The 13,306-nt window shown below is 64.6% G+C and carries 14 protein-coding genes; 6 read left to right on the forward strand and 8 right to left on the reverse strand.

Annotated features, from left to right (window positions below):
* Nucleotides 1-63 precede the first annotated feature (63 nt).
* The 6 genes from J7548_RS12970 to J7548_RS12995 all read right to left on the reverse strand — a co-directional run bounded on the left by J7548_RS12970 (nucleotide 64) and on the right by J7548_RS12995 (nucleotide 5,076).
* Nucleotides 64-318, reverse strand: a complete 255-nt coding sequence (locus J7548_RS12970; protein ID WP_290975027.1) for a hypothetical protein — start codon at nucleotides 316-318, stop codon at nucleotides 64-66.
* 208 nt (nucleotides 319-526) lie between these two features.
* Complete coding sequence (locus J7548_RS12975; protein WP_290975028.1) at nucleotides 527-1,294, reverse strand: transporter substrate-binding domain-containing protein; 768 nt, start codon at nucleotides 1,292-1,294, stop codon at nucleotides 527-529.
* A gap of 10 nt (nucleotides 1,295-1,304) precedes the next feature.
* Nucleotides 1,305-2,078 (reverse strand): ABC transporter permease, encoded by a 774-nt coding sequence (locus J7548_RS12980; protein ID WP_290975029.1) that lies wholly within the window; start codon nucleotides 2,076-2,078, stop codon nucleotides 1,305-1,307.
* Between the two features lie 94 nt (nucleotides 2,079-2,172).
* Nucleotides 2,173-3,168: an ABC transporter substrate-binding protein gene (locus J7548_RS12985; RefSeq protein ID WP_290975030.1), complete on the reverse strand. Its 996-nt coding sequence runs from the start codon at nucleotides 3,166-3,168 to the stop codon at nucleotides 2,173-2,175.
* Nucleotides 3,165-3,938, reverse strand: a complete 774-nt coding sequence (locus J7548_RS12990; RefSeq protein ID WP_290975031.1) for an ABC transporter ATP-binding protein — start codon at nucleotides 3,936-3,938, stop codon at nucleotides 3,165-3,167. The genes J7548_RS12985 and J7548_RS12990 overlap by 4 nt, the downstream gene beginning before the upstream one ends.
* Nucleotides 3,939-4,194: 256 nt before the next feature.
* The gene (locus J7548_RS12995; RefSeq protein WP_290975162.1) at nucleotides 4,195-5,076 is read right to left on the reverse strand and encodes an NAD(P)H-binding protein; all 882 of its coding nucleotides are present in this window, start codon (nucleotides 5,074-5,076) and stop codon (nucleotides 4,195-4,197) included.
* 41 nt (nucleotides 5,077-5,117) lie between these two features.
* On the opposite strand from J7548_RS12995, the gene J7548_RS13000 reads away from it, so the two are divergent.
* From J7548_RS13000 to J7548_RS13015, 4 genes are all read left to right on the forward strand, one after another.
* Nucleotides 5,118-6,161, forward strand: a complete 1,044-nt coding sequence (locus tag J7548_RS13000; RefSeq protein WP_290975032.1) for a CDP-6-deoxy-delta-3,4-glucoseen reductase — start codon at nucleotides 5,118-5,120, stop codon at nucleotides 6,159-6,161.
* Between the two features lie 42 nt (nucleotides 6,162-6,203).
* The gene (locus J7548_RS13005; protein ID WP_290975033.1) at nucleotides 6,204-6,398 is read left to right on the forward strand and encodes a hypothetical protein; all 195 of its coding nucleotides are present in this window, start codon (nucleotides 6,204-6,206) and stop codon (nucleotides 6,396-6,398) included.
* Nucleotides 6,399-6,542: 144 nt separating this feature from the next.
* Nucleotides 6,543-7,745 carry an acetylornithine transaminase gene (locus J7548_RS13010; protein WP_290975034.1) on the forward strand — a complete coding sequence of 401 codons (1,203 nt, stop codon included), beginning with the start codon at nucleotides 6,543-6,545 and terminating at the stop codon, nucleotides 7,743-7,745.
* Between the two features lie 27 nt (nucleotides 7,746-7,772).
* Entirely contained in the window at nucleotides 7,773-8,324 is a 552-nt protein-coding gene (locus J7548_RS13015) for a C40 family peptidase (protein WP_290975163.1), read from the forward strand.
* Nucleotides 8,325-8,358: 34 nt separating this feature from the next.
* Here J7548_RS13015 and J7548_RS13020 read toward each other — a convergent pair whose 3' ends face one another.
* Together J7548_RS13020 and J7548_RS13025 are read right to left on the reverse strand one after the other, a co-directional pair.
* On the reverse strand, nucleotides 8,359-9,255 hold the full coding sequence (locus J7548_RS13020) for a FadR/GntR family transcriptional regulator (protein ID WP_290975035.1): 897 nt from the start codon (nucleotides 9,253-9,255) through the stop codon (nucleotides 8,359-8,361).
* A gap of 133 nt (nucleotides 9,256-9,388) precedes the next feature.
* Nucleotides 9,389-10,450 (reverse strand): Ldh family oxidoreductase, encoded by a 1,062-nt coding sequence (locus tag J7548_RS13025; RefSeq protein WP_290975036.1) that lies wholly within the window; start codon nucleotides 10,448-10,450, stop codon nucleotides 9,389-9,391.
* A 646-nt stretch (nucleotides 10,451-11,096) separates the two neighbouring features.
* Between J7548_RS13025 and J7548_RS13030 the strand changes: the two genes are divergently transcribed.
* A complete protein-coding gene (locus J7548_RS13030; protein WP_290975037.1) occupies nucleotides 11,097-11,282 on the forward strand; it encodes a hypothetical protein in 186 nt (61 codons plus the stop codon).
* A gap of 140 nt (nucleotides 11,283-11,422) precedes the next feature.
* Complete coding sequence (locus J7548_RS13035; RefSeq protein ID WP_290975038.1) at nucleotides 11,423-13,153, forward strand: IlvD/Edd family dehydratase; 1,731 nt, start codon at nucleotides 11,423-11,425, stop codon at nucleotides 13,151-13,153.
* Nucleotides 13,154-13,306 lie beyond the last annotated feature (153 nt).

Consider the following 13,306-nt stretch of genomic DNA (forward strand, 5'->3'; position numbering starts at 1 on the left):
AATGCAAAAGCCCGCGACGGCATCGCCGTGCGGGCTTTGTTCATTCAGGATAAGCGAATAGGTTCAGGCTACCGTATTGACCGTGGTGCCGATGATCTCGCCGTTGGAGTTGCGCGAGATCTGTTCGCGGCGGTTGCGCTGTTCGAGTTCGGCCTCGGCGCGTTTCTGGTCGGCCTGGATTTGTTCCTGGCGCTGCTGCTCGGCCTTTTGCGCCATGCGCGCCTCATCGGCCTTGCGCACCGCCGCCGGGTCGGTGACCGGCGAGGTGGTGGATGTGGTGGTGCCGGAACTGGGTACGATGGAAAGATCGACGGACACGTTAGCCTCCTGTTGCTGTCGCCAATGTTCGGTACAGGCCATCATGGTACGCCCATTGCCGGGCGCTGCCACACGGGAAATGCACACGCCGTCAAAAAAACCGCGATAGCGACACAGCCTGTTATACGGGAAGCAAGCAAATCGGGGCGAAAGATGCCAAAAGGCAAAAAGATCTTGCCGCGCAGGCAAGTATGGCCAGGCCGAGGACTCAGTGGCAATCCGGCACGTTCTGATCCAGATACACCTCGAAGGCCACATTGCCGGCCCATTTTTTCCGAACAGCGGCCCAGAAGGCATCGTCCCAGCGCCCTGCCGCCCGCCTGAGCGCAGCCAGATCGACGGCATCGGCGCCGCGTACCTTCAGCACCAGTGCCTGGCGGCTCACCGGAGCCAACTGCGCCGAGAATTTCTTCCATTCGGGCAGCTTCAGCAATTCCTTCATCATGCTGTCGTCATGCACGGCCGCATCGCATTGGCCGGTGCGCACCGCCAGCAGCGAATCGGCTGGCGCGCGCATCACCTTCTCGACGGCGCCATAGCGCGCGGCCAGCGTGCCGGTGTACGGGGAACCTTCGGAGACGCATACGCTGCGCCCCTTGAGGTCTTCCCATTTGCGGATGGTGGTGTCGGTGCGCATGATGGCCATGCCGCCGGCGCGGTAGCCGGTAGGAATGACGATGCTGTCGGCATCGCCGGCCTGCCCTTCATCGGCCAGCGCCAGCACCACATCGGCGCGGATGCCGGAAGCGTTTTTCAGGTAAGCGGATTTGAGCTTGAACTGCGCGGCGAGATCGTCGGCCAGCACGGTATCGACGCTCTCGGGTGTGCGGAACTTCATGCCGCCCTTATAGGCCGGCGGCACATAATCCAGCCCCACGCGCAGGGCGCCACCCTGCCTGGCCGCATCGAGCACGCCCGCCTGCGTGCTGCCGCAAGCCAGCAGTAGGAGCGGAAGGAACAGGCGAACGAGCTTCATGGTTTCAGGTTCAGACGTATTGGTAGCGCAGCAGGCGATGCTTCAGCTTTTCCAGGATCACTTGGTCGATCAGCGCGGCGAGAATGGCGATGGTCAGGATATTGGCCATCACGCCGACCATGTCCGCGGTCTCGCCGGAATACGCCAGCGTGCGGCCCAGCCCCTTGCCGAAGCCGACCAGCATCTCAGCCGAGATCAGCGCGCGCCAGGCATTTCCGAAGGCAAGCTGGGCGCCGGTGATCAGTTCCGGCATCACCGCCGGCAGGTAGACCCGGCGCAGCATGCCCAGGCGCGAAGCTCCCATCACGCGCGCGGCCGACACGTGCACCTGCTGCACGCTCTCGGTGGCGTTCATCACCGACAGCGCGGCCGGGAAGAAGGCGGCGATCGCCACCACCACCACCATCGGCAGATTGCCGAAACCCATCAGGATCAAAAACAGCGGCACCCAAGCAATCGACGGGATCGACTGCAGGATCACGATGGCCGACTTCAGCACCTCGCGGAAGAAGAACAGCACCGCGCCCAGCAGGCCGAAACCGATGCCGAACAGCAGCGCCGAGCCATAGCCAAGCCCCAGCCGGTACAGGCTGCCGTACAACGCCAGCCGGAAATTATTGGACTGCACCTCTTCCCACAAGCGCGCCACCACCGACGGCACGCCCGGCATCAGGAACGACGGCAGCGACCACGCGGCGATCTGCCACATCAACAGGATGAAAGCGATCGCCAGCACCATGGCGAGTTTCTTGCGGAGACCGGTAACGCGACGCTGAGAGCTCATAACGACTTGGAAAAGACGATGGCCGGAAACCTCCGGCCAAGGAAAATTGAAACCTGGATGATACGCGGCGATGTCGCCACCGCCGCGCGAGACATTACAGCTTGCGGGCGTTCTGCCACGACAGGTCGGTAATGGTATTGACGTCGAACGGCTTGCCGTCGCGCGTCTTCAAGGCGCCCTGTTCCTGCAGGATGTTGGAGATTTCCTGCATGCGGTCCTGGTCCTTCTTGGAAATCTTGGGGGTGAAGGTCTGGCTCTTGATGGCGTCGCGGATCACGTCTTCGCGCAGCATTTCGCCGTGCTTGAGCGTCTTCAGGGTCGGCTCGGCGATGAAATAGCCGGCGATCAGCTTGGAGGCTTCGGCGGGCTTCTTCTGCAGCAGCGTGATGGCGTCGCGCTGGGCATCGAGCGACTTCCAGACGGCATCGCGCCGCTTCTTCAGCGTCTCGCCCGAGGTGATCACCACCATGCAGGGGAACGGCCAGACTTCGCCGATCTCATAGATCTGCTTGACCGGCGCGATCAGCTGCGCGATGCGCGCCTGCGGCTCGAACAGGAAGGCGGCGTCGACGCGCTTGCCCACCAGCGACTGCACCGCCACCTGCGGCGACACGCCCATCACGTTGACGTCGTCCGGCTTGACGCCGGCATCCTTGAGCACCACGCCCTTCAACACGGTGTCGGCGGTGCTGCCTTCGGCTTGCGAGGCCAGGGTCTTGCCCTTCAAGTCCGCGACCTTCTTGATGCCCGAATCTTCACGCGCCACCAGCGCGTGGTAGCCCAGCTGCGCGCCGCCCACCACCTTCAGGTCGGCGCCCTTGGAGGCCCAGGCCACGGCGTTGGAGAAGCCGAACACGCCGCTGTCCAACTGGCCGCCGACGATGGCCTTGACCAGGTCGGTGCCGGACTTGAACTCGATCAGTTCCACATCCAGGCCGTACTTCTTGTACAGGCCGGCTTCATAGGCGGCCATCGCCTGCGCGTCGTCCATCACGCGCAAGTAGCCGATCTTGAATTTTTCCAGCGCCAGGGCGTTGTTGGCGAATGCCAGCGCGGCCAGCGCAGGTACCAGGATGCGTGCGAGTTTCATACTCCAACCCCTTCCAGTGTTTTTGAAAAATCGTCCTGTTCGGCATGGATACCGAGCAGGCAAAGGATCTCGCGGCGGATGGCCGCGAATTCGGACAGGTCGTGCGTCTTTTCGTGATGCACGAGATTGAATTCCTTGAGCACCTTGGCCGGGCGCGGGCTGAACACGAAGATGCGGTCGGCCAGGAACAGCGCCTCGTCGACATCATGGGTGACCAGCAGCACGGTCGGGCCTTGCTGGCGGATCAGGTCGCGCAGCGCGTCCTGCAGGGTCATGCGGGTGAGCGCGTCGAGCGCGCCGAACGGTTCGTCCAGCAGCAGGGCCTTGGGTTGCGAGATGAAGGCGCGCGCCAGGGCCGCGCGCTGGCGCATGCCGCCCGAGACCTGGTGCGGGTAATACGACTCGAAGCCCTTGAGCTTGACGTTCTCCAGCCACACGCGCGCCTGCTCGGCCGCCTTTTTCTTGTCGACCTGCTGGAACTCCAGCGCCAGCGCCACGTTCTGCTCCAGTGTGAGCCACGGATACAGGGCGTTTTCCTGGAACATCAGGGTACGTTCCGGATGCGGCGCCTTGATCTCCCGGCCGTCGCCGGTGACCGAGCCGGAACTGGCCTTTTCCAGTCCGGCGGCGATGTGCAGCAAGGTCGACTTGCCGCAACCGGACGGACCGACCAGCGCGACCAGTTCGCCCGAGGCGATCTCGCGGCTGAATTCCTCGATCACATGCAGGTCGCCGAAACGCTTGGCGACGTTGTTGAAAGATAGCTTCATGTCGTCCGGCGGCAGCAAAGGCCGCCCGTTGTGGATTTGGGTAGGAGAAAGGAGGAAGGCTGGCGATGGCCTGTGCCGGTATGGATGCGCTTGCGGCCTGTTGCCGTCTTGTCTTGCGCGCGGGCAAATCCTCCCTTTTATTTCTGCTTGGCACTCTACTGTTGCCCGCAATACAAGACAACTACTTTAAATTCTTATGCTTATTCGATTTTTGAATAAGAAAGCACCTCAAATTGCATAAAGAAGAAGAGATGATTCAAAGCAACTTTCCCCGCACTTCCGCCAGCAGGGCATGGACATCCGGATAACGCAGCCGCACACCCAGTTCCTGCTTGAGCCTGCGGTTGTCCAACCGGCGCGACTCCGACATGAACGACAGCATCATCGGCGAGACGCTGCGTTCCAGCTCGGCGCGCGGCAGGCGCGGCGGGCGCGCCAGGCCGAGCGCGTCGGCGGCGGCGTCGAAGTAGTCGGCCATCTTCAGTTCGGTATCGTCCACCGCGTGGTAAATGCGGTTGGGAGAACCACGCAGCAGCGCCGCCACGGCCGCGCGCGCCAGGTCTTCGGCGTGGATATGGTTGGTGTAGACGTCATCGGCCGCGGCCAGCGCCGGGGTGCCCTTTTGCAGGCGCTCGGCCGGCAGCCGGTCGGCCGCATAGATGCCGGGCACGCGCAGGATGGACAGGCGCGAACCGCTGCGCCGGGCCCAGGCGCGCAGCACGTTTTCCGCATCCGCGCGGCGCGCCGCGCGCGCGTTCTGCGGATGGCGGCGACGCGTCTCGTCGAAACGCGCCCCGCCGCAATCGCCGTAGACGCCGGTGGTGCTGATATAAACCAGGCGCGCGCGCTCGGGTAAAATGGCGGCCAAATTGCGGGTACGGCGGTCTTTGCGGCCTTCCGACTGCGGTGGCGCCAGGTGCACGATGGCCGGCGCCAGGCGCGCCAGACGGCCCAGCGTATGCGGCCGGTCGAGGTCGGCCACGACGGGAATGGCGCCGGCGGCGCGCAGTTCGGCGCAGCGCTGCGGGTTGCTGGTGACCGCCAGCACGCGGTAACGCGGCAGCAGCAGCGGCAGCATGCGCAGCCCGACGTCACCGCAACCCAGCAGCAGTACCCGCGGCAAGCCCAGTTTTTTCACGGTATTCAACCTTTATCAGTCCAGAACAGAAGCGCAATTGTATGAGTTTCCAAGTCACAGTCCAGCCAAGCGGCCGCCAATTCACCTGCGATGAAGGCGAAACCATCCTCAACGCGGCCATCCGCGCAGGCGTCGGCCTGCCCTACGGCTGCAAGAACGGCGCCTGCAGTTCCTGCAAGGGCAAGCTGGTTGCCGGCCAGGTCGAGCACGGCCCGCACCAGGAGCGCGCGCTGTCGGCCAATGATGAAAGGCTGGGCTTTTCGCTGTTCTGCTGCGCCAAGCCGCAGTCCGATGTGACCATCGAGGCGCGCGAAGTGGCCGGTGTGGGCGAGTTCCCGATCCGCAAGCTGCCGGTGCGCGTGGCCGCGCTGGAAAAGAAGGCCGACGACGTCATCGTGCTGTCGCTGCAATTGCCGGCCAACGACCGCCTGCAATACAAGGCCGGGCAGTACGTCGAATTCCTGCTGCGCGACGGCAAGCGCCGCAGCTACAGCATGGCCAACGCGCCGCACAAGGATGAGCACATGAGCCTGCACATCCGCCACCTGCCGGGCGGCCTGTTCACCGACCAGGTGTTTTCCACGATGAAGGAACGCGACATCCTGCGCATCGAAGGCCCGCTGGGCACCTTCTTCTTGCGCGAGGATTCCGACAAGCCCATCGTGCTGCTGGCCTCGGGCACCGGCTTCGCGCCGATCAAGGCGATCGTCGAGCAACTGGAGCACGCCGGCTCGCAGCGCCCGGTCACGCTGTACTGGGGCGGTCGCCGCCCGCAGGACCTGTACATGAATGAGCTGTGCGAAGCATGGGCGCGCTCCCTGCCCGCCTTCTCCTATGTGCCGGTGGTCTCCGACGCGCAGCCGGAAGACAACTGGAACGGCCGTACCGGCTTCGTCCACCAGTCGGTCATGGCCGACTTCCCGGACCTGTCCGGCCACCAGGTCTACGCCTGCGGCGCCCCGATCGTGGTGGAATCGGCCAAGCGCGATTTCGTGGCCCAGTGCAAGCTGCCGGAAGACGAGTTCTATGCCGACTCCTTCACTTCCGAAGCCGACCTGGCCAGCAGCGCGCCCGCTGCCGTCTAAGTAAGCAGGGGTGTCACGCCGCCGTCATGCGCATTTGCGATCATGGCGACAGTCGGTGCAGTGCAAGAAGTCGCGGCAGGCGGCGCAAATGCAACGCTTGCCGGATTCAGGCAAAATGACGGGCAATTCTTTTTGACGCTGTGCGCAAAACGTCCTAATATTGACCGCATGATCGCCAACGCCACATTTTTACGACGTCGCAGCCAACCGCAAAGAGGTTTGCTGCTGTGCGCGTGAAATGAAACGACTCGCGAAGCCACAGGCGAACCCTGTGGCTTTTTTTTATCCGCCATTCCGGGTTGCTGTGCGCTTTTCACCGTTCCTTTCAGGCCGGTCTGTCCCGCACCATCCCTATCCACCCATACTTGCAGGAGCCCTTTGATGGAATACAAAGATTTCGACAGCAACAAGCTGATGTACGTCACCAACCGTCCCGACCTGGTCTTCACCGAAGGTAACGGCATGTGGCTGACCGACCACAAGGGCAAGCGCTACCTCGATTACCTGCAGGGCTGGGCGGTCAACGCGCTGGGCCATTCGCCGCAATGCATCCAGGATGCGCTGGTGGCGCAGTCGAAGAAGCTGCTCAACCCCTCGCCCGCGTTCTACAACGCGCCGTCGATCGAGCTGGCCAACCTGCTGACCGCGAACTCGGTATTCGACCGCGTGTTCTTCGCCAACAGCGGCGCCGAAGCCAACGAAGGCGCCATCAAGCTGGCGCGCAAATGGGGCAAGAAGAACCCGGCCACCAACGGCGACGCCCGTTTCGAGATCATCACCTTCAAGCACAGCTTCCACGGCCGCACCATCGCCACCATGTCGGCCAGCGGCAAGGACGGCTGGGACACCATGTTCGCGCCGCAGGTGCCGGGCTTCCCCAAGGCCACGCTCAACGACCTGGCCAGCGTCGAGCGCCTGATCACCAAGCACACCGTGGCCGTGATGCTGGAACCGGTGCAAGGCGAAGGCGGCGTGATCCCCGCCACCCGCGAATTCATGCAAGGCCTGCGCCGCCTGACCAAGCAGGCCAACCTGCTCCTGATCGTCGATGAAGTGCAAAGCGGCATGGGCCGCACCGGCGAACTGTTCGGCTACCAGCTCTCGGGCATCGAGCCGGACATCATGACGCTGGGCAAGGGCATCGGCGGCGGCGTGCCGCTGGCGGCGCTGCTGGCGCGCGAAGAGATCGCCTGCTTCGAAGCCGGCGAACAGGGCGGCACCTACAACGGCAACCCGCTGATGACGGCGGTGGGCGTGGCGGTGATCAAGGAACTGTTGAAGCCCGGCTTCCTGGAAACCGTGCGCGAGCGCGGCCAGTACCTGCGCGACCGTTCGCTGGCGCTGTCGGAGAAGTACGGCTTCGAAGGCGAACGCGGCGAAGGCCTGCTGCGCGCGCTGCAACTGGGCCGCGACATCGGCCCGCAGATCGTCGAAGCCGCGCGCGACATGGAGCCGGTCGGCCTGCTGCTCAATTCGCCGCGCCCCAACCTGCTGCGCTTCATGCCCTCGCTCAACGTCAGCAAGGACGAAATCGACCAGATGTTCTCCATGCTGGAAGACGTGCTGGCAAAGGTGGGGCAGTAACCGATGGCGGCGCGTCGCTTACCGGAAATGCTGGATGCGGCGGCTTTGCCGCTGGCGCCTGCGGCCCCGGTCGCGGCGCGCCCTCTCGGCGCTATCGCGGCGCTGTGCGCGGCCCTGCTGCTGGCCGCGTGCGGCACAACTCCGCTCCAATCCCCTGAGGAACGCGGCCCGGCTGCGAACATGCAGGCGCTGCCGGCCACCGAAACCGGCAACGAAGTCGCCATCTACGCCCTCTCGCTGATCGACACCGGCTACCGCTTCGGCGGCAAGAATCCTTCGGCTGGCCTGGATTGCAGCGGCATGGTGAGCTACATCTTCGGGCAGGCGGCCAACTACAAGATCAGCGGCAGCGCCGCCGACATCGCCCGCAAGGGCCGCCAGATCGACGCCAGCCAATTGCGCGCCGGCGACCTGGTGTTCTTCAACACCATGAACAAGCCGTTCTCGCACGTGGGCATCTACCTCGGCGACGGCCGTTTCGTGCATGCGCCCTCGACCAACGGCCGGGTGCATATCACGCGGATGGACAATCCCTACTTCGCCAAACGCTTCGAGATGGCGCGCAGCTATTTCAACTGATCACCGCGCTCCCTTGCGGATGCAATGAACAGGATCAGGCTGGCAGCTTGCGCGCAACGCGTGTACGCGGCTTGGCCGCGGCGCCGGCTTTGGTCTTAGTGTTGGCGGCGACCTTGGCGACCACCGCCTTCGCTGCCGCCTTGTCCGCCGCGCGCGTGCGTCCTGGCGCCTTGCCGGCGGTCTTGGCGTCTCCCGCTTCGGCGGCGGCGCGCTTTTCCTGGCTGCCATATTGCGCCGTCAGGTTGGCGCTGTAGCGCACGAACGAGATATCCATGTGTCGCCGCATCGCCTCGCGCGCCTGCTCGGGGTCGCGCGCATGCAGGGCCTTCATCACCCGCGAATGTTCCTCGATCGCCTCGTACCACACCACCTTGCTGTCGAAGTGGCTGTGCAGCCGCTTGAACAACGGCCCCAGGCGCGCATCGAACAGCTGCGTCACCAGCCCCACCAGCACGCTGTTGCCGGTGGCTTCGGCCACGCGGATATGGAACAGGCGGTCGGCCTGCAAGGGATTGATGCCGGCATTGGTGTGCTCTATCATCAGCTGGAACGCTTGCTCGATGGCTTCGATCTGCTCCGTGCTGGCATTGGCGGCGGCGGCGTAGGCCACTTCGCCTTCGATCATCTCTCGCGCGCGGATCAGCTCCAGCGGCCCCTCCTCGCTGGAAAGGTCGATCTGTCCCTCGCGCTGCGTGGACTGCGGCGGGCAGACATAGATGCCCGAGCCCATGTGCACTTCGATATAGCCTTCGACCTCCAGCGCGATCAGCGCCTCCCTCAGCGAAGGCCGGCTCACGCCGAGCTGCACCGCCAAGTCGCGTTCGGACGGCAAGCGCGAGCCGACCGGGAATTCGCCGCCGACGATCAGCTTGCGCAACTGGTCGCTGATCTGCCGGTAGAGCCGCTGCGGCTCAATCGCTTCTATGGGCATGGATGATGGGTCCGATCAAGTTTTTATGCGCCGGCAAGTCGCATGCGGCAACAATGCGATTTACCTGGCTTCTTTATAGCGCCGGATTGTATCTCAGGCCCGGCAGGCCTCCGCCATACCGGGCCGTCCGCGCTCAGCCCAATGCCGCCGGGAAAGCCAGGCCGTAAGGCGCGGCCGCGTCGCGCAGCATGGGCGCGATGGTCGGATGCAGCACCACGCCCTCTTGCAGTTGTCGCTCGCGCCGCTGCATGCCGCGGTCGCCCGGCATGCGCACCTGCTCCACGCCGGGGCGCGGCGGATTGCCGCGGCAAGAGGCGGCGATATGGTCCATCTGCCGCAGGAAGCCGTCCTTGCCGCCGAACGCCGACGGGTCGTACAGCGACATGAACACGGTCGCGCCCCAGCCCGCCGGCGGATCGGCGCGGCCGAAACCGGACAGCCCGCCGGTCAGCGCCTCGATCAGCACCGCCAGGCCGAAGCCCTTGTGGCCGGCCGACAGGCCGCCCAGCGGCAGGATGGTGCCCGGCGGATCCTCGGCCAGCACGGCGGGGTCGCGGCTGGGATTGCCGTGGCCGTCGATCAGCCACTCTTCCTCGAACTGCTTGCCGGCCTTGTGCAGGCGGTTGCTCATGCCGTTGGTGGTGATCGAGGCCGAAATGTCGATCAGGAACGGCGTGCCCGAAGTCGGGATGCCGGCGGCGATCGGGTTGGGCGTGAACACCGCGCGCGTGCCGCCGAACGGCGCCACGCTCTGCACCGCCGGGTCGGAACTGGCCAGGATCATCATGAAGCCCTCCTGCGTGGCGCGCAGCAGGTAGGCCGCCAGGCAGGCGATGTGGTGGCTGTGGTGGATGGTCAATGAAGCCGAACCATAGTCGCGCGCCTTGGGGATCAGCGCATCGATACCCTGGTGCACCAGCCACGGCCCCGGCAGGCGGCGGCCGTCCCAGGCCAGCGCGGCGGCGCGCTCGGACAGCACTTCCGGCTGGCCGCTCTTGGCCATCGCGCCCTTTTCCAGCTCCTTCACATACGGCGCCAGCAGCGCCAGGCCGTGGGTATCGTGGCCCAGCAGGTCGCCGTCGACCAGTGTCGCGGCCACGCTGTCGGCCTTGGGGCCTTCCAGCCCGGCCTTTTGCAGCAGGTCGCTGGCGAAACGCGTCAGTTCGGCGGCGGAAAAACGTTCGGGTGAAGCCATTGCAACAACCATCCTTTCATGGGGGTAGATAAAAACGGAGTTCCGGCCTGACGGTCAACGCCGATTTCCTGCTTACGTATCGCTGCGCGTACCTGTATTGGAATTCCGATGGGCTGTCTCTTGCGTGCAGGGCCTGATTCCCTGCCGCCTTTGCTTTGTATTGTCTGTTTGGTCATTTCATGCCGCCGTACTTTGCTGTACGATGGGGTCACTACCAAGAGGTAATGTGGTCAGACCAGCTGGATTAGAATTTCATATCCAATAGCGAGTGTCAAGGATGAATCTTACGCATCAAAACAATTCATCCATCTCGCGCCGCAGCAAATCCAGGGACTGCTGCGCTCCTCGCAAAGCCTTGTCCAGCGTGCCTTCTAGGGCTGCAGCGGAGGATCTGCGATGCTGCACCGGCACAGCGCCGGATGCGAGCCGCCCCCATCTCCCAAAATCGCCATTTTGATTTGGTATTACCACTTGACCAAACAAAGAATGCTGAAATAGACTCGCTGCCAATCGAACAAGTCACGCCGCATGCTGCGGCCATCTGCAACGTCGGGGAGACGGCGCAGGGCCACAGATGCAGGAACGGACGGCACCAGGACCCAGCCGCGGCGGCAACGCAGGCGGCACCAGGCAAGGGAGACATATCTTGGCATACGCAGCAATGCGCGCGAACGGCAAGCTACACGGCGGATGGCCCCATGCCGCCGCGGCCGTATTGCCGTTCACCACGCGCTCCCAGCGCGCGTTGCGCCGGGCCTCCTCTTTCGGCTCGCTGCTGGCATTCCTGCTGATCGACTTTTCCCGCTATTTCTTTGACCAGGGCGACAGTTAACCCGCCCCGCCGCACGGCGCATGCATGCGCCGGCGCCATGGAACAGCACCGGAGCGCGCCGCCGCGCGCACGGTATTTTGATGTTGCACGGGCAGCGCCTGGCTAGAGAAGCCGGCGTACCCACCCTCAGGGAATCCCACATGACTGACGATACCAAGAAACTCACCCGCCGCAGCCAGGCCTGGTTCGGCCGCCAGGACCGCGACGGTTTCATCTACCGCTCCTGGGTCAAGAACCGCGGCATCCCGCACGACCAGTTCGACGGCCGTCCGGTGATCGGCATCTGCAACACCTATTCCGAACTGACCCCTTGCAACTCGCACTTCCGCGCCCTGGCCGAACAGGTCAAGATCGGCATCTGGGAAGCCGGCGGCTTCCCGCTGGAATTCCCGGTGATGTCGCTGGGTGAGACCCTGCTGCGTCCGACCGCCATGCTCTATCGCAACCTGGCCTCGATGGACGTGGAAGAGTCGATCCGCGCCAACCCGCTGGACGGCGTGGTGCTGCTGATGGGCTGCGACAAGACCACTCCCGCCCTGCTGATGGGCGCCGCTTCGGTGGACGTGCCGACCATCGGCGTGTCCGGCGGCCCGATGCTGTCCGGTAAATACCGCGGCCGCGAACTGGGTTCGGGCACCGGCGTGTGGCAGATGTCGGAAGACGTGCGCGGCGGCAAGATGACGCAGGAAGAATTCTTCGAGGCCGAAAGCTGCATGCACCGCTCGCACGGCCACTGCATGACCATGGGCACCGCCTCCACCATGGCCAGCATGGTCGAAGCGCTGGGCGTGGGCCTGCCGCACAACGCCGCCATCCCCGCCGTGGATGCGCGCCGCAACGTGCTGGCGCGCAATGCCGGCCGCCGCATCGTCGAGATGGTCAAGGAAGACCTGGTGCTGTCCAAGATCCTGACCCGCGCCGCCTTCGAGAACGCCATCCGCGTCAACGCCGCCATCGGCGGCTCCACCAACGCGGTGATCCACCTGCTGGCCATCGCCGGCCGCATCGGCATCAAGCTGGACCTGAAGGACTGGGACGACATCGGCCAGAAGCTGCCGTGCCTGCTGGATCTGCAGCCGTCGGGCAAATTCCTGATGGAAGACTTCTACTACGCCGGCGGCCTGCCGGCGGTGATCCGCCAGCTGGAAAGCGTGATCGACAAGAGCGCGCTGACCGCCAACGGCAACACGCTGTGGGACAACTGCAAGGACGCGCCGAACTGGAACGAGGAAGTGATCCGCTCCTTCGACAAGCCGTTCAAGGAAGCCGCCGGCATCGCCATCCTCAAGGGCAACCTGGCCCCGGACGGCGCCGTGATCAAGCCCTCGGCCGCCACCCCGGCGCTGCTGAAGCATCGCGGCCGCGCCGTCGTGTTCGAGAACAGCGACGACCTGCACAAGCGCATCGACGACGAGAACCTGGACGTCGACGAAACCTGCGTGCTGGTGCTGAAGAACTGCGGCCCCAAGGGCTACCCGGGCATGGCCGAGGCCGGCAACATGCCGCTGCCGCCGAAGATTTTGCGCAAGGGCATCACCGACATGGTGCGCGTGTCCGACGCCCGCATGAGCGGCACCGCCTACGGCACCGTGGTGCTGCACGTGTCGCCGGAAGCGGCCGCCGGCGGCCCGCTGACGCTGGTGCAGAACGGCGACTTCATCGAGCTGGACGTGGAAGCGCGCAAGCTGCACCTGGACGTGTCTGACGAGGAACTGGAACGCCGCCGCGCCGCCTGGAAGAAGCCGGAAGCGCCGGCCAACCGCGGCTGGGTCAAACTGTACGTGGACCACGTGCAGCAGGCCAACCTCGGCGCCGACCTCGACTTCCTGGTCGGCAAGAGCGGCGCCTACGTGCCCAAGGATAACCACTAAGCAAGCGGCAACACCGCGGGCGCCTGGCGCCCGCGCACACATCAAACACCCTTTGGATAAACGGCCGGATCGGAAGCACCTGGAATAAAAACGGAAACAAACCCAAGCCGCTGCGGACAGAGCCACAGGCCGACGCAACCGGCAAGGAAACAG

It is taken from the genome of Herbaspirillum sp., from assembly GCF_017744395.1.
In the GTDB taxonomy this organism is placed as follows: domain Bacteria; phylum Pseudomonadota; class Gammaproteobacteria; order Burkholderiales; family Burkholderiaceae_D; genus Herbaspirillum.

Excerpts from the sequence above, each read along its gene's own strand:
- J7548_RS12975 (WP_290975028.1), bottom strand. The coding sequence starts at position 1,294 with ATGAAGCTCGTTCGCCTGTTCCTTCCGCTCCTACTGCTGGCTTGCGGC.
- J7548_RS12980 (WP_290975029.1), bottom strand. The coding sequence starts at position 2,078 with ATGAGCTCTCAGCGTCGCGTTACCGGTCTCCGCAAGAAACTCGCCATG.
- J7548_RS12985 (WP_290975030.1), bottom strand. The coding sequence starts at position 3,168 with ATGAAACTCGCACGCATCCTGGTACCTGCGCTGGCCGCGCTGGCATTC.
- J7548_RS12990 (WP_290975031.1), bottom strand. The coding sequence starts at position 3,938 with ATGAAGCTATCTTTCAACAACGTCGCCAAGCGTTTCGGCGACCTGCAT.
- J7548_RS13000 (WP_290975032.1), top strand. The coding sequence starts at position 5,118 with ATGAGTTTCCAAGTCACAGTCCAGCCAAGCGGCCGCCAATTCACCTGC.
- J7548_RS13005 (WP_290975033.1), top strand. The coding sequence starts at position 6,204 with ATGGCGACAGTCGGTGCAGTGCAAGAAGTCGCGGCAGGCGGCGCAAAT.
- J7548_RS13010 (WP_290975034.1), top strand. The coding sequence starts at position 6,543 with ATGGAATACAAAGATTTCGACAGCAACAAGCTGATGTACGTCACCAAC.
- J7548_RS13015 (WP_290975163.1), top strand. The coding sequence starts at position 7,773 with ATGCTGGATGCGGCGGCTTTGCCGCTGGCGCCTGCGGCCCCGGTCGCG.
- J7548_RS13020 (WP_290975035.1), bottom strand. The coding sequence starts at position 9,255 with ATGCCCATAGAAGCGATTGAGCCGCAGCGGCTCTACCGGCAGATCAGC.
- J7548_RS13025 (WP_290975036.1), bottom strand. The coding sequence starts at position 10,450 with ATGGCTTCACCCGAACGTTTTTCCGCCGCCGAACTGACGCGTTTCGCC.
- J7548_RS13035 (WP_290975038.1), top strand. The coding sequence starts at position 11,423 with ATGACTGACGATACCAAGAAACTCACCCGCCGCAGCCAGGCCTGGTTC.